Genomic DNA, 26,963 nt, shown 5'->3' with positions numbered 1-26,963 from the left:
GCGGCCTAGCCCACCGGCAGCGCCGCGCGGCTTTCGTATACATATAATTAGTTTTATCTTTTTTAGTTGATACGAATCTTCACCTATGCTCTTAGATTGCAAAGGAGAAACTGAAACATCGGTTGGAAGTACCTAGTGCAGCCGGGGGGCGATGCGCCGTATGACGAATTCAGTTCGGAAATTCCGCTACACTTGCCTTAAAGCCACGCTTTTAATGGGGGCAAGCATCGCATCCCCTGAAGTCGCGCAGGCGGCATGCAGTAGTTTCACTCCTACGAATGGCCAGACAGCCACCTGCGACTCGAGCTCGCCCAATCCGGTCACCACCGGGGTCTATGGAGCCGCCGGCAGCTCCAACGTCACGATCGACATTCTCGGCGGCGCGATTGTGACTGTCGTCCGCTCGCCAACCGCCAATGCCGGCGCGCGCGTCGCCGATTCCAGTACCATCGTCAATGACGGCAGTATTTCTCTTACAGGATCGGGCAGCAGCGGCCTCAATCGCGGCGCGGGTCTCGTCGGTACCGGCAGCAATAACACCATCACCAATAATGGTTCGATCAGCAACACTGGCCAATACAATGACGGCATGGCGGCCGACGGCGGCGGCAACACACTCATCAACAATGGCTCGATTACGACGACAGGACCGAATGCCTATGGCATGACGGCGAGTTGGGGCCAAAGTGGGGGCGGCTCTCCCAACAACACCATTATCAATAATGGTTCTGTATCGACCAGCGGCAGTAATGCGCGCGCCGTTTCCATTCTCGGCGCCAACGGCACGGTCACCAACACAGGTACGCTGACCACGAGCGGAAACAGCTCGCCGACAGTCTATATTCAGGGCGGCAACGGCACCTTGGTGAACAGCGGCATCATCCATGCAACCGGCGGCGCGGCCTCGGGCAGCCTGCCGTCGGACGGCGTCTTCTCCAACACGCTCGGCTCGTCGTTCACCGCTACGATCATCAATCTTGCTGGCGGCCAGATCATCAGCGATCAGGGTCCCGCCATTCGCACGCTGAACGGACAAACCGCCATTACCAATGCGGGGCTTCTCAGCGGCGGCAACGGCTTTGCCATCAGCGGCGGAAACGGCAATATAGACCTGACACTTCAAACCGGCTCGAAGATGATCGGAACCGCCAATGGCGGCGGCGGAAGCAACAAGGTCACGCTTCAGGGCCAGGGCGTGATCGACAACGCCTTCACCAATTTCCAGACACTCTACATGACCGGCACGGATTGGACATGGGCCGGCACCGGCGACTTCCGCGACAGCTTCATCCAGAACGGCACATTTCAGCTGCAGAAGGATCTGACAGGCAATGTCACGGTCTCATCCGGTGCCAGTCTGCTCGCCGGCGCCGGTTTCAATCCTTCGATTACACCCTACCCGGGCGGCCCCGCCGTGACACTGACCAATTCAGGCGTTATCGACCTGACCAATGGCGGCTCACAGGCGGCGAACAGCCTCACCGTCGTTGGAAATTATGTCGGCTCTGGCGGCTCCCTCCTCCTCAACACCGTACTCGGCGGCGATGCGTCCGCCTCCGATAGGCTGGTGATCGACGGCGGGACCGCATCGGGTACGACGGCCATCACAGTCAATAATTTCGGCGGCGGCGGTGCAGCCACGATGGTCGATGGCATCAACGTTGTGCAGGCATTGAACGGCGCCACGGCCAGCAGCAACGCATTTTATCTGAACGGCCGGGCTGCTGCCGGCGCCTACGAATATTACCTCTTTAAGGGTGGCATCAGTACCGGTACGAGCAATAACTGGTATCTGCGCTCCGCCTATGTCGCTCCAGAGCCAACCCCGACCGACCCGGATCCCGAAACACCCATTTTGGTCACGCCGCCCGGAGGTGAGACCTCTGTTATCCAGCCGCCAATCGCGACACCCGACAATCCATCGCCGAAACCGCCGAATCCGGGGGCAACCCCCATCTCTCCCAAAATCATAAATATCGGCGGCGTCGATGTCGAGGTCATCCCCTTGATCCGCCCGGAGGTGGCAACCTACACGGCGCTCCCGCCGGCAGCGCAGATCGCAACGCTCACGACACTGGGTACGTTTCACGAGCGCCGCGGCGAGCAAAGCGCCTTGACGCCGGGTGACAATGTCTCGGCAGCCTGGGGTCGCGCTTTCGGCGAACATGTCGATCAGGGCTGGGCGGGTTCCGTGTCACCGTCGATCGAAGGATCGCTTTGGGGCCTGCAAACCGGCCTGGATATTCTCAGCCATGAGAGCAACGATGGTAATCGCGATATCGCCGGCTTGTTCTACGGCTATGCCAATCTCAGCGCGGATGTCACCGGCCAGGCAGTTGGCTGGAACAATGTAAAGACCGGCAAATTCAACCTGGATGCAAACAGCTTTGGCGCCTATTGGACCCATATCGGCCCGTCCGGCTGGTATCTCGATGGCGTGCTGATGGGCACCTGGTTCGGTGGCGATGCCAACTCGATCGGCGGAACCGGAATCGATATTGGAGGAAGCGGGTTCACCGCATCGTTGGAAGGCGGTTATCCGATCGCACTCGCCAGCAATTGGTCTCTCGAGCCGCAGGCACAGCTGATTTGGCAGGACATCTTGCTAGACGACAAGCGCGATGCCTATTCAACCGTCTCATTCGGCTCGGACAAAAGCTGGACCGGGCGGCTGGGCGCGCGCCTGCAAGGCAACTTCCAGACCCCCAACGGTCTGCTTCAACCCTATCTGAAGGCCAATCTCTGGCACAACTTCGACACCACCGACACGGTACGATTTGGTGCCGACCCGATGAATACCTCGACAAAGGGCACGTCGGTCGAGCTTGGCGGCGGCCTGGTCTATGCCTTCAACACATCGTGGAGCGCCTTTGCAACGGCGGACTATAAATTCGACGTCAGCGGCGAGCATCAACGCCTGTTCGAAGGCAATGTCGGGCTACGTTTGAAGTGGTAGAGCGAGGCACTACCGAGATCCAGGTCCCAACAAGCGCGGCCTCCTGATCACCATGTGGTTATAGTGGCGGCGCGCCAATGACGGCGCCGATTCATCTATCCGTCGTCCCCATGAACCCTCACCCAAGGTGATGCTTATCAACGGCCCGATAACTTGCTATGCCGGATTAGGCACAGCCGCCTGAGCCAGCCTGTTCAATTGCTCGGACGTTCAAAGCCAAATTCATTCGTCGGCGAAATGGATCGTTAAAATGCTGAATAAGCTTAACAAAGATGATCGTGTTCTCATTCTGTCACCTCATCTCGACGATGCCGTGCTGAGTGCCGGTGGCTTCATGGACACGGCGGTAAAGAACGGTGTTTCCGTTGTGGCGGCCACCATTTTCACGGCCGATGCTCAGTTTGACGGCGAGCCATCTCCCTTTGTGCAGGAACTGCATGAATGGTGGGCCCTGGGCCCCAAGCCCTACGAGTTGCGCTGCAAGGAAGATGTCGCTTCCGTGCAGTCGCTGGGCGCGGACTATATTCACGGTGGCTTGCTGGATGCCATCTATCGCAGAGACGGCAATGGCGACTTCCTCTATGTCAACCGGAAGGCCGTCTTTTCGCCCCCGAACCCCAAGGACATTGTTTGGGAGCCACTGCGCGCATTGCTCGCCGATTGGGTTCGGACGGTTCGCCCAAACATGATTCTATGCCCGCTGACGGTCGGCCGCCATGTTGACCATATCATTACGTCGCAAGCGTTCAAGGACGGGTATCCGGGATGGAATGCGGATGTCTATCTATACGAAGACATTCCCTATTCCGCAGGACTATTTCCCCGAGATTTTCCCGACAACGTTCCTGCGGCGCTTGAAAGAACCACCTGGAAGCTCAAGGACCCGGTGGATGTCGAAGTCGACTTCGAACCCAAATTCGCGGCTATCATGAAATACGCTTCACAGATTGCCGAGATTTTTCCCGGCCTCGACGCAGAAGTGGAACTGCGACACTATATGGGCGCAGACACAAAGAGCGGTTTCAAGGAACGCTTCTGGCCGGTTGAAGGCGTGAAGGCCTGATCCATGCCGATGAATCTGCAACTTCGCGCGCCTGTATGACCGAGAGGTTGGCTCAGATGTGCAGGGCATGGCCCAGCGCTTTCAATGCCGCTTCCTGCAAGGCTTCGCTGCGAGTGGGATGAGCATGGATCGTGCCGGCGATATCCTCCAGTCGCGCGCCCATTTCGAGCGCCAGGGAAAAGTCGCTCGACAGTTCGGAGACCCCGACACCGACCGCCTGCAGACCAAGCACCAGATTGGTATCGGCCCGCGCCACGGCACGCACGAACCCGTCTTCCGACTGGGTCGTCATCGCGCGGCTATTGGCGCTGAAGGGGAAGACGCCGACGCGGATTTCATAGCCCTGCGCGCGAGCCTCGTCCGGTGAAAGCCCCGCGGTGACGATCTCCGGGTCGGTGAAGCAGACCGCCGGTACGGCGCGCTTGTCCCAGGCGCGCTTGCGGCCGGCAACGATCTCGGCCACCATCTCGCCCTGCGCCATGGCGCGGTGGGCCAGCATCGGCTCCCCGGTGACGTCGCCGATCGCGTAGACGCCGCGCATGGATGTGCGGCAGCGCTCGTCGATGCGAATGAAGCGGCCGGCGCGATCGAGTTCCAGTTCTTCGAGACCCGATCCTTCGGTGCGCGGCTTGCGGCCGACTGTCACGAGCACCTTGTCCGCAGCAATCCGCTCCTCCTCACCGGCGGCGGTCTCGATCAGCAAGGCCTCTCCTGAATAACCCTTGGCCTTTGCGCCTGTCACCACCCGTACGCCAAGTTCATTCAGCCGTTTGACAACCGGCTTGACGAGTTCGACGTCGTATTGCGGCAGGATCTGCGGCATCGCCTCCACCACCGTCACCTGCGAGCCCAGCTTGGCGAAGGCAGTGCCGAGCTCCAGGCCGATATAGCCGCCGCCGACGACGGCGAGCGTGGCCGGAACGCTCGTCAGCGCCAGCGCTTCGGTGGACGAGAGGATCGCACCGCCAAAAGGCAGTGACGGCAATTCGACCGGTTCGGAGCCCGTGGCGATGACAACTGTTTCTGCGCGGATGACCTGGATTCCGGTCTCGGTGTCGACCTCGACGGTCTTGCCATCGCGGAACTTCGCCTGCCCATGCACGATCTTGACCTTGGCCTTGCGCAGAAGGCCAAGCACGCCGCTGTTCAGCCGGCCGACGATGCCGTCCTTCCAGCGGATCGTCTGGGCGAGATCGAGCTTCGGCGCCTCGACGGTGATGCCGAGAACGTTGGGACCTGTCATGTGGCGGACCTTGTCGAATTCCTCGGCCGCATGGATGAGCGCCTTGGAGGGGATGCAGCCGACATTCAGGCAGGTGCCACCGGCCTTCGTCGATTCGACGATAACGGTGTCGACGCCGAGCTGGCCGGCGCGAATGGCGCAGATATAACCGCCAGGGCCGGCGCCGATGACGAGAAGCTTGCAGACGATCTCTTTCATGCCATCAGCCTTCAATAAAAATCAGCGCGGGGGTTTCGAGCAACGCCTTGATCCGTTGGACGAAGACGGCCGCATCCCAGCCGTCGACGATCCGATGGTCGAAGCTCGACGAGAGGTTCATCATCTTGCGCGGGACGAACTGGGTGCCGTCCCAGACGGGCCGTGTCATGATCTTGTTGACGCCGACGATCGCCACTTCCGGATGGTTGATGATCGGCGTGGTCACGATGCCGCCGAGTGCCCCGAGCGAGGAGATGGTGATCGTGGAACCGGACAGCTCCTCGCGGGCAGCGGTGCCATTGCGGGCAGCCTCGGCAAGACGCACGAGTTCGGCGGCCGTATCCCAGATCGACCGGGCCTCAGCATGCCGGACAACGGGTACGGTCAGGCCGGATGGTGTCTGCGTGGCAATGCCGATATGGATAGCGCCGTAGCGGGTGACGATACCCGCGTCGTCGTCGAATGTGGCGTTGACACCCGGCTGCTCGCCAATCGTCTTGACCAGCGCCCGCATCAGGAAGGGCAGGATAGTCAGCTTCGGCTGATCGGGCTTGCGGCCGGCATTCATCGTCGCGCGCAGATCCTCGAGGTCACTGACATCGACCTCCTCGACATAGGTGATGTGGGGAATGCGCGAGCTTGCAAGACGCATCTTCTCGGCGATGCGGCGGCGGAGGCCTGTGAGCTTGATCTCCTCGACATCGGTCTTGCGGGCGGGGCCGGTCTGAACAATAACGGGCTGGATGCCACGCGCTATGAACTGGTCGAGATTGTCATGGGTGATGCGGCCGGCCGGGCCGGTGCCGGGCACCTGGCGCAAATCGACACCAGCTTCCTGGGCACGCAGCCGGACGGCGGGAGACGCAACCGGCCGCTCCGTCGGCTCGCGAGCGATGGGGCGCTCTGGGATTTTTTCCGGCTGAATGACTTTGGTCTCGGCGGCGGATCTGGCCTGCGGCGGCGGCGCCGGCTTAGCCTCCGCGGGCTTGTCTTTGGCCGGCTCGACCGTCGCGGACGGTTCAGCCGTAGTGGAGGGCGCCGCTTCGGCTGCACTCCCATCCTCACCAGCGACCTGGATACGCAAGAGCGGCGCCTTGACGGCGACCGTGTCACCGACGTCAGCGCCGAGCCAGAGCACGACCCCTTCAACCGGCGAGGGTATTTCCACCGTCGCCTTGTCGGTCATCACAGCGGCAAGCACCATGTCCTCGCGGACCGGGTCGCCCAGCTTGACATGCCATTCGACCAGCTCGGCCTCGGCTACGCCTTCACCCACATCGGGCATCTTGATGACGAACTCACCCATCTTCAGCCCTCCATCACTTCTTTGAGCGCCCGGCCGACACGGGCTGGGCCGGGGAAATAGTCCCATTCCTGTGCATGCGGATAAGGCGTGTCCCAACCGGTTACGCGCACGATCGGCGCTTCGAGACTGTAGAAGCAGTGCTCCTGAACCAGCGAAGCAATTTCGCCGCCGAAGCCTGAGGTGAGCGTCGCCTCATGCACAACGACGCAGCGGCCGGTCTTCTTCACCGATTGGACGATGGTATCGAGGTCGAGCGGCAGCAGGCTGCGCAGGTCGATCACCTCGGCATCGATACCCGTTTCCTCCGCCGCGGCGAGCGCCACATGCACCATGGTGCCATAGGCGACGACCGTGACGGCGCTGCCGGACCGGCGGATCTCCGCCTTGCCGATCGGGATCGTATAGTGCCCTTCCGGAACCTCGCCGAGATCATGTTTCGACCAGGGCGTAACAGGCCGCTCGTGATGGCCGTCGAAGGGGCCGTTATAGAGCCGCTTGGGTTCGAGGAACATCACCGGGTCGGGGTCCTCGATCGCCGCGATCAGCAGGCCCTTGGCATCGTAGGGGTTGGAGGGAACAATCACCTTCAATCCGCAGACATGGGTGAACAGCGCTTCGGGGCTCTGGCTGTGTGTCTGCCCACCGAAGATGCCGCCGCCGGTCGGCATGCGCACGACGATCGGGCAGGTAAAGTCACCGTTGGAACGATAACGGATGCGCGCTGCCTCCTGGGTGATCTGGTCATAGGCCGGATACATATAGTCGGCAAACTGGATCTCGACGCAGGGCTTCAAGCCATAGGCAGCCATGCCGATCGCCGTGCCGAGAATGCCGGATTCGTTGATCGGCGCATCGAAGCAGCGGGTCTTGCCGTACTTGGCCTGCAGCCCCTGCGTGGCGCGGAAAACCCCGCCGAAATAACCGACATCTTCGCCGAAGACGACGACATCGTCATCTCGTCCCATCGAGACGTCCATGGCGCTGCGCACGGCCTCGATCATTGTCATTCTTGCCATGTCAGTATCCTGCCTTCTGTCGCTGGCGACGGATATGCGGGGGCATTTCCGCATAGACGCCTTCGAAGATGTCGCGCACGGATGGCTTGCCGCCGGCATGAAGCGTGCCGTGGCTTTCGGCCTGCTTCTGTGCCTCGATGACCTCGTCCAGGATTTCCGCTTCCGCCTGAGCGTGGCGCTCTTCCGACCAGGCGCCGCGCACGATCAGATGCTTCTTCAGCCGCAACACCGGATCACCGAGCGGCCATGCCTCGGATTCGGTTTTCGGCCGATAGGCGCTCGGATCATCCGAGGTGGAATGGGCGCCGACGCGGTAGGTGACATATTCGATCAGCGTCGGGCCGAGATTGCGACGCGCGCGCTCGGCCGCCCATTTGGCGACGGCATAAACAGCCAGGTAATCATTGCCATCGACACGCAATGCAGGAATGCCGAAGCCCAGGCCGCGGGCGGCAAAGGTGCCGGAGCCGCCGCGCGCAATGCCCTGGAAGGTCGAGATGGCCCACTGGTTGTTGACGATGTTGAGGATGACGGGCGCTTTGTAGGTGGAGGCAAAGACCAGCGCGGAATGGAAGTCGGACTCGGCAGTCGAGCCGTCACCGATCCAGGCGGCGGCGATCTTGCTGTCGTTCTTGATGGCCGACGCCATCGCCCAGCCGACGGCCTGTACATATTGGGTGGCAAGATTGCCGGAGATGGTGAAGAAGCCATGGTCTTTCGACGAATACATGATCGGCAGCTGCCGGCCACGCAGGGGATCCGCCTCGTTCGAGTAGATCTGGTTCATCATCTCGACCATCGGGTAATCGTCGGCGATCAAGAGCCCTGCCTGCCGATAGGTCGGGAAATTCATGTCCCCCTTGTTCAGCGCCTTGCGGAAGGCGGAACTGACCGCCTCTTCACCCAAATGCTGCATATAGAAGGAGGTCTTGCCCTGCCGCTGCGCCATCAGCATCCGGGCGTCAAAGGCCCTGAGCTTCATCATGTTGCGCAGGCCCGTCAGCAGCTCCTCGTCGGAGAGCAGCCCAGCCCATGGGCCGACGGCCTCGCCGTCGCGGTTGAGAACGCGGATGATGGAATAGGCGAGATCGCGGATCTCTTCCGGCGCCACGTCGACCTCTGGCCGTGGTACTGCGCCGGCTTTGGCGATCTTGACATTGGAGAAATCCGGTTGGCCGCCGGGCCGGACCGCCGGCTCGGGGACGTGCAGGCTGAGACTTGGAACTTCGTTCATGTGCTGCGATACCTCCCTTGTGGACCACCCTGCCCGTTGCTCCCCACGGCAGGCACAGCCACAAATATCCTACAAATTGCGTGCGATAACGATGCGCTGGACGTCGCTTGTTCCCTCATAGATCTGGCAGATACGGACATCGCGATAGATGCGCTCGACCGGATAATCCGCCATATATCCGTAGCCGCCATGGATCTGGATCGCGTCGGAGCAGACCTTTTCGGCCATTTCCGAGGCAAAGAGCTTGGCCATCGACGCCTCGGTGAGGCAGGGCTGCCCCTCCTCCTTCAACTGAGCCGCATGCAGCACCATCTGGCGCGCCACCTCGATCTGAGTCGCCATGTCGGCAAGCCGGAAGGCAACCGCCTGGTGATCGATAATCGGCACACCGAACGTCTTGCGCTCGCGGGCATAATCGCGCGCCGCCTCGAAAGCCGAACGCGCCATGCCGACGGACTGCGAGGCGATACCGATGCGCCCTCCCTCCAGGTTCGACAGGGCAATCCTGTAGCCGTCACCTTCTTCGCCGAGCCGATTGTCGGCTGGGATGCGCATATTGGTAAAGGCGATCTGGCATGTATCGGAGGAATGCAGTCCCAGCTTGTGCTCGACGCGCACGACCTCGTAGCCGGGTGTATCGGTCGGCACGATGAAGGCTGAAATGCCCTTCTTGCCCGCATCGGGGTCGGTGACGGCAAAGACGATGATGACATTGCCGTTCTTGCCCGAAGTGATGAACTGCTTGGCACCGTCGATGACATAATGATCGCCGTTGCGACGAGCCCGGGTCTTGAGATTCGAGGCGTCGGAGCCGGCCTGCGGCTCGGTCAAGGCAAAGCCGCCGATCCACTCACCGCTCGCCAGTTTCGGCAGGAAGCGCTGCTTCTGCTCCTCCGTGCCGTATTTCAGGATCGGCACGCAGCCGACAGAGCTGTGGACGCTCATGATGGTGGAGCAAGGGCCGTCACCGGCGGCGATCTCCTCAAGCGCGACGGCATAGGCGATCACGCCCGTTTCCGAACCGCCATAGGCTTCCGGCACGAGCATGCCGAGAAAGCCAAGCTCGCCCATCTCCTTCAATTCCTCGCGAGGGAAGCGGCTGCTCACATCGCGCTCAGCCGCACCCGGTGCCAGCCGCTCGCGGGCAAAATCGCGCGCCATATCGCGGATCTGGATCTGGTCTTCGCTCAGGATCATATCCGGCCTCCTCCTCGAAACCGTTCAATTCAGTTCGATAGCCATCGCAGTCGCTTCACCGCCACCGATGCAGAGCGTCGCCATGCCGCGCTTCATGCCATAGCGCTTGAGCGCGGAAAGCAAGGTGACAAGCACGCGGGCGCCGGATGCGCCGATCGGATGGCCGAGCGCGCAGGCGCCACCGTGAACATTGACCTTTTCGTGTGGCAAGTCGAGATCGCGCATCGCCGCCATGGCCACCACAGCAAAGGCTTCGTTGATCTCGAACAGATCGACATCCCGAAGGCTCCAGCCGGTGCGTTCGCCAAGCTTGCGCAGCGCGCCGATCGGCGCGGTCGCAAACAGATTGGGGGCCTGCGAATGCGTTGAATGGCCGACGATGGTGGCGATCGGCGCGATGCCCTCGCGTTCGGCCTGGGAGCGCCGCATCAATACCAGCGCGGCCGCACCATCGGAAATAGAAGAGGCGTTCGCAGCGGTCACCGTGCCGTTTTCGCGGAACGCCGGCTTCAGCGTTGGGATCTTCTCCGGCTTCGCCTTGCCAGGCTGCTCGTCTTGGCTGACGACCGTCTCGGATCGTGCGGCCTTGACCGTGACGGGCACGATCTCGGCGTCGAACGCGCCCTCTTCGATCGCATTGCGGGCACGGGTCAAAGACGTGACGGCATAGTCGTCCTGTGCTGCGCGGTTAAACTGATAGGCTTCGGCGCAATCCTCGGCGAAGGTGCCCATAAGCCGCCCCTTGTCGTATGCGTCTTCGAGCCCGTCGAGGAACATATGGTCGATGACGCGGCCGTGCCCGAGCCGGTAGCCGCCGCGCGCCCGGTCGAGCAGGTAAGGCGCATTCGTCATGCTCTCCATGCCCCCAGCAACCGCAATCGAAGCGCTACCGGCAGCAATGAGATCATGCGCCAGCATGGCTGCCTTCATTCCGGAGCCGCACATCTTGTTGACGGTGGTTGCGCCTGCTGCAAACGGCAAGCCGGCGCCAATCGCTGCCTGTCTCGCCGGTGCCTGCCCCTGGCCGGCCGGAAGAACACAACCAAACACCGCTTCCTCAACGGCATCCGGGCTAATGCCGCTGCGCTCAAGCACGGCGCGGATCGCGGCAGCGCCGAGTTCCGGCGCGGTGCAGTCTCTAAGGTCTCCCTGGAAGCCGCCCATTGGCGTGCGGGCGGCACCAACGATGACGATCGGATCCTCTGGCCTCATATCAAACCTCCCATAACGAGCCTGCCTCAGTGCGCTGCCATGCGCAACGCGCCATCGAGGCGGATGACTTCGCCATTCAGCATGACGTTCTCACAGATGTGGCGTACCAGCGCGGCAAATTCCACCGGCTTTCCGAAGCGCTGCGAAAGGGCACGCTCTTGCTCAGCGAATCCTGCACCTCCTGCGGCATGCCAGCCATCATCGGCGTCTCGAAGATGCCTGGCGCGATGGCAACGACCCGAATGCCGCTGCGGGCCAATTCGCGCGCGATCGGCAACGTCATGGCAGCAACGCCGCCCTTGGAAGCCGCATAGGCGGCCTGACCGATCTGTCCGTCGAAGGCAGCGACGGAAGCCGTGTTGACGATGACACCGCGCTCGCCTTCGGCATCAGGCTCTTCTTTGGCGATGGCGGACGCAGCGAGCCGGATCATATTGAAGGTGCCGATGAGATTGATGCCGATCGTGCGGGAAAAGCTGTCGAGCTTGTGCGGGCCGTTGCGGCCGATCACCTTTTCGCCGGGAGCAACGCCGGCGCAATTGACCAGCCCGTTCAGATGACCGAAGCGCTCCAGCGCCAGATCGACCGCGGCCTGGCCGTCTTTCTCCTGCGTGACATCGGTTCTGACGAAGGCGGCACTGGCGCCGAGCTCGCCGACAATCGCGGCTCCGGCATCCGCGTTGACATCTGCAATCACGACATTCGCGCCCTCGCCTGCCAGCATGCGCGCGACGGCCGCTCCAAGTCCTGAACCGCCACCGGTAACGACGAAGGTCTTCCCGTGGATCAACATGGTCGCTTTCCTCCAGCGCGGTCGATTTCAACCGGGGGCCTCCAGCGCCATGCAGTCGCCTGCAGCATCGCATCTCCCGGCAGGACGCGATTTGCCTTGCGCCTTCGGCCGACTCTATCTCCGGACGATATTGCATTCGATGACAAAAGCGTCTCAAATCATCGGCCAGTTTTACCATGTTTCAGAAAGCATGACGATGACCGAAGCCGGACGGCGGATGATATCACCTTTCTTCGTCAGGGAGGCGATCGACAGCGTTCGGCGGCAAGGAAAATCCCCCGAACAGATACTGACGGCGCTGGGCCTGTCCCCTCAGATCGATGCGCCAGTTTCCGCCGAAAGCTATGGTGCGCTCTGGCTTGCGATCGCGGCCGAGATAGACGACGAATTCTTCGGCATGGGCGCCAGACCCATGCGGCGCGGCAGCTTCACGCTGCTCTGCCACTGTATCCTGCACGCGAAAACCCTCGAACAGGCGCTACGCCGCGCGCTACGATTTTTAAACATCGTGCTGGAAGACCCTAAAGGGCATATCGAGGTATCCGACGGGCTGGCACATGTCGTGCTGACGGACTTGACGAATGCGCGCTCCGCCTTTGCCTACCGGACCTACTGGATATTGCTGCACGGCATTACCTGCTGGCTCATCGGCCGCCGTATTCCTTTGCGAATGGTCGATTTTCGCTGTGCCGAGCCGGATCATGGCGCCGATTATCGGCAGTTTTTCGGGGCATCGGTGCGCTTTTCCCAGCCCGTCAGCAAGCTCGCATTCGACGCTTCCCTACTCAAACTGCCGGTGACGCGCAACGAGCAGGCTCTGAAGCAATTTCTGCGCAACGCGCCGGCCAATATCCTCGTGCGCTACCGCTATGATGCCGGCCTTGCGGCAAATGTGCGCCAGCGCCTCAGGCAAATGCCGCCTGCATCGTGGAAAGCATTCGATGATCTGGCCGCGCAAATGCGCATGTCGCCATCGACACTTCGGCATCGCCTGCATGCCGAAGGGCAGAATTATGCCGCCATCAGAGATGAAATCCGCCGTGATCTCGCAATCGAGATGCTGCAGACGACCGAATTCGGCGTCGGGGAGATCGCCACACGCCTCGGCTTTTCTGAACCCAGCGCCTTCCATCGCGCCTTTCGGAAATGGACCGCAAGAAGTCCCGCTGCTTTTCGAAAAGAGACAGTCGCGCGAAACCGCTGACTGTGCCCGAAGGCATTGCGACGGAAATGACAGGGCGATCCGATATTGGCGATCATCAATCCGGATAATCGCAAGAGGTTTTAGTTAGCCGACATTCGAAAGCATGGGGAAGCTGACTTCAGGTTTCAGCAAGACCTGTCTTTCGGCGGCCTGATCGCCGGCGATGCAGGCGAGCAGGACGTGCCCCATCCGCTCGCCCGTATCGGTCAGGTCTTCGTAGATAGTCTCGACCTTGGGCTGGATCTGGCTCAGCAGTTTCGAGGTGCGCTTCGCCACCACATCATATTCCACCCCGAGCGTGAGGCCATTGTCGCCCATGCCGGTAATGGTCGCCAGGGCCGAAACCTCGCCACCGCAGGCAAAGCCATCGGGAGCACCGGACTGCGAGGCGCGGCGGCTCATATAGTCGCGAATTTGCTCCACCGGACAGTCCAGGTCGATCTCCTCGGGAATCTCGTAATCGACTCCCGCCTCGCGAACTGCCGTCATGAAGCCGTGCAGCAGATGCTGCGAGAAGGTCAGACGCCTCGGCGGCAGGATGATCATCGGCTTACGCCGACCCCGTTCGACCAGCCGCTTCGTTGCCTCATAGGCAAAGCTGAAATTGTCGTAGTCGACGAATGGATGATCAACCGTGAACTCCGTCCGTCCGTGTGTGACAAACGGAAAGCCGCTTTCGAGCAGAAGACGGACGCGGGGATCGAACGGTTCCGTTCGGGAGAAGAGCAATCCGTCAACCATGCCGTTGCGCACCAGGTAATGTACGGCGTCGAGATTGCTGCCATTGATGAAGTTCGGCGTCACGATCAGGTGGTAAGCGGTATTCCTCAGCGCCTTGGCAAGCCCGTGCATGATGGAAATTCCGTAACCGAGAATTTCCTCGTGCGGATCGAGCAGGATGCCGATGACGTTGGTCTTGCCTGTCTTCAGGCGCTGTGCGGCGCGATCAGGAAGATATCCGATTTGGGCAGCGACTGCGTGGACACGCTCGCGCGTCTCGATCGAAATCTGCGGCGCATTGCCCAGTGCCCGGGACACGGTTGTGACGGCAAAGCCGGTCATTTCGGAAATTGTGCGCAGGGTCGGCTTGCCGCTTTTGCGCACTGGCGTCGCAAGGGACGCGGATTTTCCGGAAGTGTCTTTCAAGGGAATACTCAGCCTGCCTCGGAGTGACCGCCTTGTACGCTGTTTCGAAACGAAGTGCAAATGCGCTTCTGAAAACGTTTGCGGCGCGAATACCTGAGAAAATTGATGGGAAAACTTGTCGAATTTTCCCACAAAATCAAGCTTATTCAGTCTGTTATTCCCAATATGCAATTCGGAATCAGGATCTTGACTTGAGTTTATTTATAACGTTTTAAATGCTTCGCGGCGAACAGGGTCGCCAGCAGAATAGCTTCTGCTTGACGGTGGAGGCTTTCGGGGGGCGGAGGACGACCTTCGCTCGGACGATTTGCAACATTGGGAGGAAGATCATGCGTAGACTGATGACGACGAGTGCTTTGGTAGCGCTGGCGGTTGCCGGTGCAGCGGCTGGGGCGCGTGCGGCGGATGTGAAGGAAGTGCAGATGCTGCACTGGTGGACGTCGGGTGGCGAGGCTGCGGCGCTGAACGTGCTGAAGCAGGACCTGTCCAAGGAAGGCTATGCCTGGAAGGACGTTCCGGTTGCCGGCGGTGGCGGCGATGCGGCCATGACGGCGCTGAAGGCGATGGTTGCCGCCGGCAATTATCCGACCGCGTCGCAGATGCTCGGCTATACCGTGCTCGATTATGCCCAGGAAGGCGTGATGGGCGACCTGACCGAGACCGCCAAGAAGGAAGGCTGGGACAAGTCGGTTCCAAAGGCCTTGCAGAAGTTCGCCGTCTACAAGGGCAAGTGGGTCGCAGCCCCGGTCAACGTCCACTCCGTCAACTGGCTGTGGATCAACAAGGCCGTCATGGACAAGATCGGCGGCACGCAGCCAAAGACCTTCGACGACCTGATCGCGCTGCTCGACAAGGCCAAGGCTGCCGGCGTCGTGCCGCTGGCGCTTGGCGGTCAGGATTGGCAGGAAGCGACGATGTTCGATTCGATCGTGCTGTCGACCGGCGGTCCGGAATTCTACAAGAAGGCCTTCAACGACCTCGACGAGGCCTCGCTGAAGTCCGACACGATGAAGAAGTCCTTCGATAACCTGGCCAAGATCACCAAGTATGTCGACCCGAACTTCTCGGGCCGCGACTGGAACCTTGCCACCGCCATGGTCATCAAGGGTGATGCCCTCGTGCAGGTCATGGGCGATTGGGCCAAGGGCGAATTCGTCGCCGCCAAGAAGACCCCGAACACCGACTATCTGTGCTACCGCTTCCCCGGCACCGAAGGCAGCGTGATCTACAACTCCGACATGTTCGGCATGTTCAACGTTCCCGCCGACCGCAAGGCCGCCCAGGTAGCGCTGGCAACCGCAACCCTGTCGAAGAGCTTCCAGTCGGCCTTCAACGTCGTCAAGGGTTCGGTTCCCTCGCGCACCGACGTGCCGGACACAGCCTTTGACGCCTGCGGCAAGAAGGGCATTGCCGACCTGAAGCACGCCAATGAAGGCGGCACGCTGTTCGGCTCGCTCGCCCAGGGCTATGGCGCGCCTCCGGCAATCGCCAATGCCTATAAGGACGTGGTCTCCAAGTTCGTCCACGGCCAGATCAAGACCTCCGACGAAGCTGTCACCCAGCTCGTCCAGGCGATCGACGACGCCCGCTGATATCGGGTTTGAGAACGGCTTCCCCGCCTGGGCGGGGAAGCCTCTGACGGCAGGCCATACCTCGGGGAGGAGATGAACCTCATGAGTTCAATTGCAACAAGGGAACCGGTGTCGGCGCGGCCGGCGGTTTCATTCCGCGCGCGCCTGCAGGACGCGCTGCCCAGGATCGTGCTTGCGCCCAGCTTCGCCATCACGCTGGTCTTCGTCTACGGCTTCATTCTGTGGACCGTCTACCTGTCCTTCACCAATTCCAAGACCTTCCCCTCCTATGACCTGACCGGCGCACGCGCCTATCAGCGCCTCTGGCGCTGGACCTTCGAGAACGATCCGCCATCCTCCTGGTACACCTCGATCGTCAACATGGGGATCTTCGGCTTCCTCTATATCTTCATCTGCCTGGCGCTCGGCCTGCTGCTGGCGATCCTGCTCGACCAGAAGATCCGCGGCGAGGGCGTGCTCAGGCCGATCTTCCTCTATCCGATGGCGCTGTCCTTCATCGTCACGGGCGTCGCCTGGAAGTGGTTCCTCGATCCGGGTCTCGGCCTCGAGCAGACATTGCATCAGTTCGGCTGGACCAGCTTTCACTTCGACTGGATCAAGAACAAGGATTTTGTCATCTACACCGTCGTCATCGCCGGTGTCTGGCAGGCCTCCGGCTTCGTCATGGCCATGTTCCTCGCCGGCCTGCGCGGCATCGACAGCGAGATCATGAAAGCGGCGCAGATCGATGGCGCCTCGCCGCTGCAGCTCTATCGCCGCATCATCATTCCGCTGCTGCGCCCGGTGTTCCTCTCCGCCTTCATCGTGCTTGCCCACATGGCGATCAAGTCCTACGACCTCGTGGTGGCGCTGACCTCGGGCGGCCCCGGCGGCTCGGCCTGGCTGCCGTCCAACTTCATGTATGAATACACCTTCAAGCGCAACGAGATGGCCGTCGGTTCGGCCAGCGCCGTGATCATGCTGATGACCATCTCGGCCATCATCGTCCCCTATCTCTATTCCGAACTGAAGGAGAAGGCGCGATGAGTTCCGTTGCCACCGCCGGCCTGGCGCCGCACGACAACCCCGCCCATCGCGCCAATCGCGGCCGCTGGATCAGCCGGGTCATCATCTACGGCCTGCTGTTTCTCTTTGCGCTGTTCTATCTCGCGCCGCTCTTCGTCATGCTCGTCACCTCGTTCAAGACCATGGACGAGATCCAGAACGGCAACATGCTGGCGCTGCCCAGGTCTCCCACTTTCGATCCCTGGCTGAAGGCCTGGGGCGAGACCTGCGTCGGGCTCACCTGCGCCGGCATCAAGGGCTATTTCTGGAACTCCATCAAGATGGTGGTCCCGGCCGTGGCGATCTCGACCATCCTTGGCGCGCTCAACGGCTATGTGCTGACCAAGTGGCGCTTTCCCGGCCATACGCTGGTGTTCGCCCTGATGCTGTTTGCCTGCTTCATTCCGTTCCAGTCGGTGCTGCTGCCGATGGCGACGATCCTCGGTGCGCTCGGCCGCTTCGGCGTTACCCTGCAGGATGCCACGGGTTTTAGCTTCGGCTTCGGCAATTCCACCGTCAACCTGGTCTTCGTTCACGTCGTCTACGGCCTCGGCTTCACCACGCTGTTCTTCCGCAACTACTACGAGGCCTTTCCGACCGAGCTGGTCAGGGCCGCCCAGGTCGACGGCGCCGGCTTCTTCCAGATCTTCCGCCGCATCATGCTGCCAAGCTCGCTGCCGATCATCGTCGTCACCGTCATCTACCAGTTCACCAATATCTGGAACGACTTCCTGTTTGCGTCCGCCTATGCCGGCACCGGCGATGCCATGCCGATGACCGTCGCACTCAACAACGTCGTCAACACCTCGACCGGCGTGGTCGAATACAACGTCAACATGGCCGCCGCCATGATCGCCGCCGTCCCCACGCTCATCGTCTACATTCTCGCTGGCCGCTACTTCGTGCGCGGTCTGATGGCGGGCGCAGTCAAAGGATAACAGCCATGGCCTTTCTAGAAATTTCCGGACTGAAGAAGCGCTATGGCGCCGTCGACATCCTCAAGGGCATCGATCTCGAGCTCGAGAAGGGCGGCTTCCTCGTCCTCGTCGGACCGTCCGGCTGCGGCAAGTCCACCCTGCTCAACACCATTGCCGGTCTTGAAGCCATCAGCGACGGCGACATCCGCGTCGACGGACGCTCCATTGCCGGCCTGCATCCCTCCAAGCGCGATATCGCCATGGTGTTCCAGAGCTATGCGCTCTATCCGAACATGACGGTTGCCGGCAACATCGCCTTTGGCATGGAGATGCGCGGCGTGCCCGCCGACGAGCGCAAGAAAGCGATCGACGAGGTCGCCAAGGTGCTGCAGATCAGCCATCTGCTCGACCGCAAGCCGAGCCAGCTGTCGGGCGGCCAGCGCCAGCGCGTCGCCATGGGCCGTGCACTCGTGCGCGACCCCAAACTCTTCCTCTTCGACGAGCCGCTCTCCAACCTCGATGCCAAGCTGCGTGTCGACATGCGCACCGAGATCAAGCGCCTGCACGAGCGCATGAAGACCACCATCGTCTATGTCACCCATGACCAGATCGAGGCCATGACGCTGGCAACCAAGATCGCCGTTCTCAAGGATGGCGTGCTGCAGCAGTTCGGCTCGCCGGCCGAGATCTACAACAATCCCGCCAACATGTTCGTTGCCGACTTCATGGGATCGCCCGCCATGAACCTGCTCTCCGGCACCATCGAAAAGGGCAGCAACGGCCTGTCCGTCTCATTGGCGCGCGGCGATGGCGAGCTGATCCGGCTGCCGATCGCCGCCGGTCGCGAGCAGCTCGAGGCCCATGACGGCCGCGCCGTCGTCTTCGGCATTCGCCCCGAGGCACTCACCGACCCAGACGGCGCCGACCGCAATGCCCAGACCGTCTCCGAAAACGATTGCCTCATCGAAGTCGTCGAGCCCGCCGGATCCGACACCTTCGCCGTCATCAAGCTCGGCGGCAAGGAAGTCGTCGCCCGCCTGCGCGCCGACGTCCGCATCCAGGCCGGCCAAAACGCTCGCCTCGCATTCAACCTCGATAAAACCGTCTTCTTCGATCCAAATACCCAAGCCAGAATCGCTTGAGGGGAGCTGATATAGGCACCTCGGCAGCCTAGAAGATCACATTCCCGAACGAGACCGGCGCTGCGTCCAGCAGCCGGTCTCGTTCGGGGAATGTCTATGGCGCCGACCTCCACGATTGGCGACGGCTTTCATGCATGGCCTTTCGAGGCACCGGTGAACGGCAGGTACAGAGGCGTACCATCTATCGGATGAGGAAAGACCATCGCCTCGATGCCGAAGACCGTTTGGATGAGATCAGGGGTGAGCAGACGAGTGGGGCTGCCCACGGCATGGATGCCACCATCGGCGACCGCGACCAGATGGTCCGCATATTGGGCGGCATGATTGAGATCATGGATCACCATGACGATCGTGCGGCCCTGATCGGCGTTGAGCTTCCTAGCTCTGTCCGCGCGCATGAAGGACACCCATGTTGTTTTGCGCCGAAGAATCCCCTTGTTCAGCCTCTGCGCGCCATATGGCCAATGCCCGGTCATAGCGGCCCTTTTCATAGAGGTCGCCCGTGCCCGGGGCCGCTCCCTTGGCAATCAACAGCCAGGCCATCTTCGCGCCGTCTTCGGCTGAATTACCCTTTTTCTCAGGCCTCCGCTTGAAACAACCATGGCTGATCGGCGCAGTTGCGAGCCATTCCTCATGAGCGCAGGCGTACGAGGATTCTCGCTCCAGGAACGGACAGCCGATCCTTCACGAACCCCAAAACCTTCATCTGCGGCCCATCATCTATCGTCAGGCGACCGTCGGTGACCGGCTGCCTTATCCAGGGTTCCATGACGACATTGTCGTTGATCACTATCTGCACTTGCTGACCAATCGCCGCCTGGGTGAAATCTCGAAACTTATCTGCGCTCTCCGGCGTGAGCACGATATTCAGTGCAAACCCATAGGGGTTGGAAGCGGAGACCACCTCGGCGCTCTTCACCTCAAGCCAGATCGGCGCAATCGACTTGGCCTGATCGTTGCTGGTCACGACCGCCATATCTTGCTGGGCCGGCGCCTCAGACATTGAAAGCTCATCGAGGACACCTGGCCCGGCATTGACGGACGGCAGCGGCTCGACATGTAGGTTCGGCGTCGGCTGGCCCCCCGTTGTCAGGATCGGTGGAACCTGCAGACTGGCTGGCACGTCTTCGCGTCGCATGTAGGTGTAGGTGCGCAATGTCGTGCCGGCCATCGCGATCGTTACGACTTCCGACGCTTCGACCACCGAACCATCGTTCAGCGACACCACGAATTTCGCGTTCCGCTTCTTATCGGCGCGCTTGACGGAGGCCAGCTGATCGGCCGTAAGGCTCTTCACCCGCTCGTCAAAGGCAGCCATGAGCTTGGCAATCACCTCCTGCTGCGACTGGCTGAGTGCCGCCGGATCATATGCGTCCGTCACCGAAAGGGTCACTGTGTGCGCCGTCGTGTCCGTGGATTCGAGCACCCAGGTCGATGTTACCGGAACAGTCACGTTGCCATAGTCCTCGTTGCGCGATGCCGCCAGGGCCTGCCCAACGTCCATGGTCTCATCCTGATAGGATTGCCCAGAGGCCAGCAATTGCGCTTCCGGCGCCAAGGCGGTGACAACGAGAATGGGGTTTTGCTCTATTCTGTTGATGATGTTGTCGACGCTATTTCCCGCCACGGCGACCGCTCCCCCCGGTCCATTTGCCGCCATCTGCCGCATATGCGCCAATATCTGACCGGCGCCAGGAAGGCTGCGCGGATAGCCGTTCAAATCCGTTTCGAGTTCGAGCGAGCTGACGCCATAGGCAGTGAGAGAATTGCGATAAAGCAGGTTCATTTGATAGGTATCGGCAGCACCCGCGATGCCATCCGGCAGGTCGGCGCTAAGCGACCAGCGAACCCGTATGCCCTGCTCGTCCCGCGACAGAACGGTCACCTTCTGGCGAAACTCTCCGCGCGTGATCAGCGGCGCGGCGCCTGATTTGTCGAACCAGAACGACATGTCGTTCTCGGTCGCCTTTTGGACGCGATAGCTGTGCTCAACCCCGGTTGCCGGTGCATAGCCGGGGACCGTGACGCTCTCATTGGACCAGGCAGCACTCGACGTGGCGGTGAAAACGCAAAAGCAGACGAGCGTTCCTCTCAGGCGCGCGGCCCTCATTCCGACCTCCGCGGCCCGGCGATGGTCGCTACTCCGAACGGATTGAACTTATATTCGGTCTCCTCGTAGCGAGTATCGTCCGATAGGGTGACATGACGCTTCGTCAGGGCTGCTTCAACGCCGTCGCGCGTCATTTCCTCGGCCACGTCATCAATCAGCGCGGCGATCTTCAGCTGTTCTTCATTGGTGGACGGCGACTGATCGCCCTTCCGGTCAAGGGTGACCAACACGTCAGGCAAGCCAACCAGATGAAAGCCGACGCTGGCCATTCCCTCAGCATCGTCTCCAATCGGTCGGCGGGCGAAGGCGAGACGGCAAGCCTTCGCAAGTGCCAGTGAATCGCCGGAAGCGGCGGCATCACGCGCCTGCTCGAAAAGCTCCCTCCATCGTCGCGCGCCATGTGCTACGCCCGCGCTTTCGCCCTTTGCAGCGACCGCGCCGTGATCAAGCATGTATTGCACGAACATCAGGGCCTTTGCCGTAGTCGCTATGGTTGTCTCCGGTTCCATCGACGGGCCGAGGACGTAGAGAACCGATCCGTGAACGGCGACGGCATCCTCGTCGGCTTCCTCATAGGCGTCGGGGTCGACGCGGTCCCAGCAGATATTGAATGACCGCACCATCCGATCATCGGGCTCATCCCGCGAAAATTCCTCGTCGACGGTAAAGATATCGCCGAACATGCCGATGGCGGCGCGCGCACTCACCTGCAAGGCCGCAAGCCCATTCTCCTTGCCGAGAAAGCAAAGGATGTGACGGGGGGTGTAACTGGAGCGCGATGTGGCAAATGCCGGCGTTTTGCTCGCCGGGCTGCCGAAAGATGGTTTTGCCAGTATGAGACCCCCCAAGAACGCAAGAACGCGACGACGCACTGAGTTCATTCCCCGTTTCCCCATGATTTCCAATCGATTGGATTGAATATCGCCACCCACACGCTATCCGGGCTGCGCCACAGCTTCTACCCTATTAACGCTACAGCTTGATTTCAACTTATCTCAGTCGACTGGTTGTATTCCGCGCCCGCAATCCAATCTAACGCCCAGGGCCTTGATCCCTTGCCGCAGGAAGGTCGTCATGAGCACATCCTCGCTCAATGGGATATCTGACGCCGTCACACCGAGCATGCTATTGATACCGCCGACACGAGCCGCTGCGGTCAGGCGGCGCATATGTTCGCAGAGCAATGCCGCCAGCAGTCGGGATATTGGAGAATCGGCTGGATGCGGCACCTCATCGACCACTGGCCATCATGTTGAAAGAAAGTAGCGCGCGCGATCAGAAGGCAATGCTGAGCCCCGCGGATTGAATGCTGAGACCATCATGAACGATACGAGCGCCACCCAGGTCCGGAAAATCATCCATGTGGACATGGATGCGTTCTACGCATCGGTCGAACAGCGGGATCATCCCGAACTCCGCGGCAAGCCACTGGCCGTCGGCGGATCCGCAGCGCGCGGCGTGGTGGCCGCTGCGAGCTACGAGGCCCGCGCCTTCGGCGTTCACTCCGCCATGCCTTCGGTGACCGCAAAGCGCAAATGCCCTGATCTGATTTTTGTGCCGCCTCGCTTCGACGTCTACAGGGCGGTATCGCAGCAGATCCGCGAGATCTTCGCCGAATACACGCCTTTGATCGAACCGCTATCGCTTGACGAGGCCTATCTCGACGTCACCCAGAACCTCAAGGGCATGGACATTGCCACCGAGATCGCCCTGGAGATCAGGGCAAAGATCAAGCAGGTCACCGGGCTCAATGCTTCGGCCGGCATCTCCTACAACAAGTTCCTCGCCAAGATGGCGAGCGACCTGAACAAGCCCAACGGCCAGGCCGTGATCACGCCGAAGAACGGACCAGCATTCGTCGAGGCTCTTCCGGTCAACAAATTCCATGGCGTCGGGCCGGCAACCGCTGAGCGCATGCGTTCATATGGGATCGAGACCGGGCTCGATCTGAAATCGAAATCTCTTGCCTTCCTGCAGGAACATTTTGGAAAATCGGGGCCGTATTTCTACGGCATCGCCCGCGGCATCGACGAACGCCAGGTAAGGCCCAACCGGATTCGGAAATCCATCGGTGCCGAAGACACCTTCGCCGAGGATATCGACGATCTCGAGCTGGCAACGGCGGAGTTACTCCCCCTGGCCGAGAAGGTCTGGCACTACTGTGAGACAGGTGGCATCAGCGGCAAGACAGTGACCGTGAAGATCAAATATGCGGACTTCACTCAGGCAACACGCAGCCGGACCAGCCCGCTTCCGGTCGCAAACGTGAGTGACGTCCTTGAGGCGGCATCTGCGCTTCTGGCAACCGTCTACCCGTTCAGGCGGCCCGTTCGCCTGCTCGGCATTACCCTTTCGTCTCTGACGAACGAGGGAGCCGATAAAGCTGAGCCACAGTCCCAGCTCAATCTCGACATCTGAAGATCGGCAACCACGTGAAAAGGCCTGCACCGAGAAGGAGCCGCGTTGCTCCTAGCCCTTTATTCCAGCCGACAGCATGATGGCCCGCGTGATCTGCCTCTGGAAAAGAAGGTAGAGAATGGCGACAGGAAGACCGGCCAGCACCGCCGCTGCCATGTCCTTGGCAAAACGCACGCCGAAGACGTCCTTCACCTGGGTGATGCCGACGGGAATGGTGATCGTCGCGTCCGAAGTCGCGACCAGGAATGGCCACAGGAAGTTGTTCCATGCCGCGATAAAGGTGGTGATGCCAAGGGCTGTTATCACGCCCCAGTTCATCGGCACGTAGATCTTCCACAGCGTCCTCAAATGGCCGGCATTGTCGAGCATCGCGGCCTCGCGGAACTCTCTTGGGATCTGGTCGAAGAACTGTTTGAGGATGATGATGACCGAAGGCACCACCAGCTGCGGCAGGATGATGCCGCCCCAGCTGTTGATGAGCCCGAATGAGTTCATCAATACGAAATGATTGATGATGAGCGCCTCCGCCGGAACCATGACCGAGGCGATCAACGCGCCATAGATCAACCGGCGGCCGGGAAACTGAATCTGGCTCAGCGCATAGGCGCAGCAGACGCTGATCACCAAGACCACCAAAGCGATGATCGTCGATGTGCCGACCGAGTTGACATACCATTGCACGATGCTGGAGCGGCCGATCACGTAGAGATAGGGCTCGATCGTCGGCGCCTTCGGCAAGAGCCCCGGCGTCGGGCTTACCACTTCGGTGTCGGATTTGAGCGAGGTGACGATCGCCCAGTAAAGCGGGAAGAACCAGATCAGTGCCCCGATCACGGTCAGCGTGGTCAGCGCCCGGCTGCTCCACCTGCCCGCAGCGATGCCACCGCTTGCCCGTTCCGGGCGCGCCTGCCGATCGGGTGTCGAGACGCTCACTTTTCACCTCGCGCACGCAGAAACTGATATTGGAAGACCGAGGCAATCAGGATGATGGCGAACAGGATGGTGGCGACGGCTGCGCCCTCGCCGCCCTTGTTCTGCTTGAAGGCGAGATCGTAGATCACGGACATGACCACGGATTGCGCGTCAGCCGGCGTATGGGCGAAGTAGCCAAGCAGGTAGGGCTGCGCAAAAATCTTGAATTGCGCAATCAGCTGCAGCGTCAGCACCAGCGCCGTGACCGGCCAGATCAGCGGCCAGGTTATTTTTGAGAAGACCCGCCAGCGGCTGGCATTGTCGAGCGCTGCTGCCTCGTAGATGTCGGGCGAAATGCTGCGCAGGGCGGCCAGAAAGAGCAGAATGTTGAAGCCGATCGTCCACCAGATGGTGACGACGGCGACGGAGGGCATGAAATAGGCTGGTGAACGCAAGAGCGGCAGCGGCCGGCCACCGGTAAACAGCCCGACGACATCCTGGATGACACCGTATTGCATGTTTGCGATCCAGGTCCAGATCTGCGTCACCACGGACACCGGCAGAATCGAAGGCAGGAAAAAGCACGCCAGGACAAACATCTGTATGCGTCCGGCGAGACGATTGACGCCCATGGCGATGAACAGCGCGAGAAATGTGCCCGGGATGACGGTCAGGACGATGAAATACAGCGTGTTCAGAAGCGCCTTTTGCAGCTGAGGCGAGAAGAGCTGGCGCGCATAATTGTCGAACCCGACCCACTCGCCGGGGCCGATCAATGGCGCATTGGTGAAGCTCATCGCCACCATGCGCCACGTCGGATAGGCGAAGATCACCATAAACGCGATGACGGCCGGAGCGACCAGCAGCGCTGCAATCAGGCTATCCTGCTTCTTGTTGCTCACCGCAGCCATCCGTCACCCGCCTTGCTTATGCGCTCCCGGAGCCCGAGCAGGCCCGGAAGCTGTTGAACGGAAACGATCACTGAGCGTTCATGTGATCGCGGAACTTCTCCAGCGTCTCCTTCATGTCGCCTTCGCCGTTGAGCGGCCCGGACGCCATGTTCTGCCAGTCATCGTCAAATTTGGAGGCGGCGCCGGTCAGCGGCGTCTTCGGCATGTAGAAGGCGTTGAGCGCCATGGCGGCATAATCGGCCTGCGGCTTGAGCGCCTTGTAGGCGTCCGATGTGCTGACCGGCAGATAGGCCGGGATATGGCCGGCGGCAGCCCATTCCAGCGAATTCACATTCATCCACCGGATGACCTCGAGAACCGCGGCTCGCTTTTCCGGGGACATGGTGACGCCGACATTGTTGGGGATCACGAAGGAATGCGAGTCCGACCAGTTGGCGGGCTTGCCCATCCAGGCCGGAATGTTGACCATGCCGTAACTGAAGCCATTGCCTTTCGCCACTTCGGTTTCCATGGTCGGCAATTCCCAATTGCCATTCAGGAAGAAGGCGGATTGGCCGGCCAGAAAGGTCGGCGTGATGGTTTCAGAATCGACATAGGGCTGCGCCCAGCCTTGCTTCACCCAATCCGTGACCTCGGCATAGGCCTTCTCCATCTTGTCGAAGTTGTCGCCCTGCAGGAACTTGCCGTCCGCGGTCAATTGGCCGCCCAACTGACCGAACAAGGTATAGATGTCGCGCAAATCGCCGCTGGATGATGCGATGACGACGCCGTTCTTGCCGGCCTCCTTGGCCTTGGCCAACAGCGCGCGCCAGCCTTCCAGCGTATCGATGCCGGTCGGCTTGCCGTCCGGGCCCAGCGCTCCGAGCTCCTTCAGCACATTCTTGTTGTAGTAGAGAACCTCACCATGCACGTCGAAGGGAACGGCGTAGCGCACATTGTCTACCGTCGAGGCGGCAATCGCATTCGGCGGATAGTCGCCGTCTTTCAGGCCAACCGCCTCAAGCTCCTTCGGATCGATCGGCGATACGGTCTTGGCCGAAACCGCGGCCGCCAGGCGCGACAGGTGGTAGGTCGCAATGTCCGGTCCCTGGCCGACGGCCGCCGATGTCTGCAGCTTGGTGTAATAGGGAATGCCCCATTCAAGAGTCGTACCCTTGATCTGGATCTTGTCCTTGTGCTCATCGTTGAAACGCTGGATCAGCGCCTTCATTCGCACGCCGTCGCCTCCCGACAGGAAGTCCCACCAGACCACATTTTCGACCGCGAATGCGGGGAAGGCAACCATGACGGCTAGCGCCGCAATCGATGTTCTCAACAGGTTACGCATTTTCACTCCTCCAGAATGATCG

21 protein-coding genes and 1 pseudogene are annotated in these 26,963 nt (G+C 60.9%); 8 read left to right on the top strand and 14 right to left on the bottom strand.

Annotated features, from left to right (window positions below; all coding sequences use genetic code 11):
* The first annotated feature begins 160 nt into the window (after positions 1 to 160).
* The gene (locus tag BSK43_RS14185) at positions 161 to 2,956 is read left to right on the top strand and encodes an autotransporter outer membrane beta-barrel domain-containing protein (RefSeq protein WP_169055398.1); all 2,796 of its coding nucleotides are present in this window, start codon (positions 161 to 163) and stop codon (positions 2,954 to 2,956) included.
* Between the two features lie 250 nt (positions 2,957 to 3,206).
* A complete protein-coding gene (locus tag BSK43_RS14180; RefSeq protein WP_077472935.1) occupies positions 3,207 to 4,019 on the top strand; it encodes a PIG-L family deacetylase in 813 nt (270 codons plus the stop codon).
* Between the two features lie 52 nt (positions 4,020 to 4,071).
* Here the strand turns inward: BSK43_RS14180 and lpdA are convergent, their stop codons facing one another.
* The 7 genes and pseudogenes from lpdA to BSK43_RS14145 form a co-directional block, all read right to left on the bottom strand.
* Positions 4,072 to 5,460, bottom strand: a complete 1,389-nt coding sequence (gene lpdA / locus BSK43_RS14175; RefSeq protein WP_077472945.1) for a dihydrolipoyl dehydrogenase — start codon at positions 5,458 to 5,460, stop codon at positions 4,072 to 4,074.
* A 4-nt stretch (positions 5,461 to 5,464) separates the two neighbouring features.
* On the bottom strand, positions 5,465 to 6,766 hold the full coding sequence (locus tag BSK43_RS14170; RefSeq protein ID WP_077472934.1) for a dihydrolipoamide acetyltransferase family protein: 1,302 nt from the start codon (positions 6,764 to 6,766) through the stop codon (positions 5,465 to 5,467).
* Positions 6,767 to 6,768: 2 nt separating this feature from the next.
* A complete protein-coding gene (locus BSK43_RS14165; RefSeq protein ID WP_077472933.1) occupies positions 6,769 to 7,782 on the bottom strand; it encodes an alpha-ketoacid dehydrogenase subunit beta in 1,014 nt (337 codons plus the stop codon).
* Between the two features lies 1 nt (position 7,783).
* Entirely contained in the window at positions 7,784 to 9,016 is a 1,233-nt protein-coding gene (locus BSK43_RS14160) for a 3-methyl-2-oxobutanoate dehydrogenase (2-methylpropanoyl-transferring) subunit alpha (protein WP_077472932.1), read from the bottom strand.
* A 69-nt stretch (positions 9,017 to 9,085) separates the two neighbouring features.
* Positions 9,086 to 10,213, bottom strand: coding sequence for an acyl-CoA dehydrogenase family protein (locus tag BSK43_RS14155; protein ID WP_077472931.1), 1,128 nt, complete (start codon positions 10,211 to 10,213; stop codon positions 9,086 to 9,088).
* Between the two features lie 24 nt (positions 10,214 to 10,237).
* On the bottom strand, positions 10,238 to 11,425 hold the full coding sequence (locus tag BSK43_RS14150; protein ID WP_077472930.1) for an acetyl-CoA C-acyltransferase: 1,188 nt from the start codon (positions 11,423 to 11,425) through the stop codon (positions 10,238 to 10,240).
* A 26-nt stretch (positions 11,426 to 11,451) separates the two neighbouring features.
* Positions 11,452 to 12,218, bottom strand: a pseudogene (locus BSK43_RS14145) (3-hydroxyacyl-CoA dehydrogenase).
* 196 nt (positions 12,219 to 12,414) lie between these two features.
* On the opposite strand from BSK43_RS14145, the gene BSK43_RS14140 reads away from it, so the two are divergent.
* The gene (locus tag BSK43_RS14140) at positions 12,415 to 13,422 is read left to right on the top strand and encodes an AraC family transcriptional regulator (RefSeq protein ID WP_077472944.1); all 1,008 of its coding nucleotides are present in this window, start codon (positions 12,415 to 12,417) and stop codon (positions 13,420 to 13,422) included.
* Positions 13,423 to 13,506: 84 nt separating this feature from the next.
* Here the strand turns inward: BSK43_RS14140 and BSK43_RS14135 are convergent, their stop codons facing one another.
* A complete protein-coding gene (locus BSK43_RS14135; protein WP_246662577.1) occupies positions 13,507 to 14,568 on the bottom strand; it encodes a LacI family transcriptional regulator in 1,062 nt (353 codons plus the stop codon).
* Between the two features lie 329 nt (positions 14,569 to 14,897).
* Here BSK43_RS14135 and BSK43_RS14130 point away from each other — a divergent pair, with 329 nt between their 5' ends.
* The 4 genes from BSK43_RS14130 (at position 14,898) to BSK43_RS14115 (ending at position 19,263) form a co-directional block, all read left to right on the top strand.
* Entirely contained in the window at positions 14,898 to 16,160 is a 1,263-nt protein-coding gene (locus BSK43_RS14130) for an ABC transporter substrate-binding protein (RefSeq protein ID WP_136686925.1), read from the top strand.
* A gap of 81 nt (positions 16,161 to 16,241) precedes the next feature.
* Positions 16,242 to 17,186, top strand: a complete 945-nt coding sequence (locus BSK43_RS14125; RefSeq protein WP_077472992.1) for a sugar ABC transporter permease — start codon at positions 16,242 to 16,244, stop codon at positions 17,184 to 17,186.
* A complete protein-coding gene (locus BSK43_RS14120; RefSeq protein WP_077472991.1) occupies positions 17,183 to 18,142 on the top strand; it encodes a carbohydrate ABC transporter permease in 960 nt (319 codons plus the stop codon). Before BSK43_RS14125 ends, BSK43_RS14120 begins: the two co-directional genes overlap by 4 nt.
* A gap of 5 nt (positions 18,143 to 18,147) precedes the next feature.
* A complete protein-coding gene (locus BSK43_RS14115; protein ID WP_136686912.1) occupies positions 18,148 to 19,263 on the top strand; it encodes an ABC transporter ATP-binding protein in 1,116 nt (371 codons plus the stop codon).
* 128 nt (positions 19,264 to 19,391) lie between these two features.
* On the opposite strand, the gene BSK43_RS14110 is transcribed toward BSK43_RS14115, so the two are convergent.
* The 3 genes from BSK43_RS14110 to BSK43_RS14100 form a co-directional block, all read right to left on the bottom strand.
* Positions 19,392 to 19,661 (bottom strand): ABC transporter ATP-binding protein, encoded by a 270-nt coding sequence (locus BSK43_RS14110; RefSeq protein ID WP_205910614.1) that lies wholly within the window; start codon positions 19,659 to 19,661, stop codon positions 19,392 to 19,394.
* Positions 19,662 to 19,894: 233 nt separating this feature from the next.
* Positions 19,895 to 21,373, bottom strand: coding sequence for a hypothetical protein (locus BSK43_RS14105; RefSeq protein WP_077472047.1), 1,479 nt, complete (start codon positions 21,371 to 21,373; stop codon positions 19,895 to 19,897).
* Complete coding sequence (locus BSK43_RS14100) at positions 21,370 to 22,254, bottom strand: hypothetical protein (protein WP_077472048.1); 885 nt, start codon at positions 22,252 to 22,254, stop codon at positions 21,370 to 21,372. Before BSK43_RS14100 ends, BSK43_RS14105 begins: the two co-directional genes overlap by 4 nt.
* A gap of 439 nt (positions 22,255 to 22,693) precedes the next feature.
* Between BSK43_RS14100 and dinB the strand changes: the two genes are divergently transcribed.
* Positions 22,694 to 23,791, top strand: a complete 1,098-nt coding sequence (gene dinB, locus BSK43_RS14095) for a DNA polymerase IV (RefSeq protein ID WP_077472049.1) — start codon at positions 22,694 to 22,696, stop codon at positions 23,789 to 23,791.
* 51 nt (positions 23,792 to 23,842) lie between these two features.
* Here dinB and BSK43_RS14090 read toward each other — a convergent pair whose 3' ends face one another.
* The 3 genes from BSK43_RS14090 to BSK43_RS14080 form a co-directional block, all read right to left on the bottom strand.
* Positions 23,843 to 24,625, bottom strand: coding sequence for a carbohydrate ABC transporter permease (locus BSK43_RS14090; protein WP_077472135.1), 783 nt, complete (start codon positions 24,623 to 24,625; stop codon positions 23,843 to 23,845).
* Positions 24,626 to 24,720: 95 nt separating this feature from the next.
* Positions 24,721 to 25,614, bottom strand: coding sequence for a sugar ABC transporter permease (locus tag BSK43_RS14085; protein ID WP_068394389.1), 894 nt, complete (start codon positions 25,612 to 25,614; stop codon positions 24,721 to 24,723).
* A 67-nt stretch (positions 25,615 to 25,681) separates the two neighbouring features.
* Positions 25,682 to 26,941 (bottom strand): hypothetical protein, encoded by a 1,260-nt coding sequence (locus BSK43_RS14080; RefSeq protein ID WP_077472050.1) that lies wholly within the window; start codon positions 26,939 to 26,941, stop codon positions 25,682 to 25,684.
* Between the last annotated feature and the right edge of the window lie 22 nt (positions 26,942 to 26,963).

This window comes from Rhizobium sp. P44RR-XXIV, from assembly GCF_001999485.2.
Lineage (GTDB): Bacteria > Pseudomonadota > Alphaproteobacteria > Rhizobiales > Rhizobiaceae > Rhizobium.
Note: the sequence above shows the minus strand (reverse complement) of the source record. Positions and strands in the feature narration are given on the sequence as shown.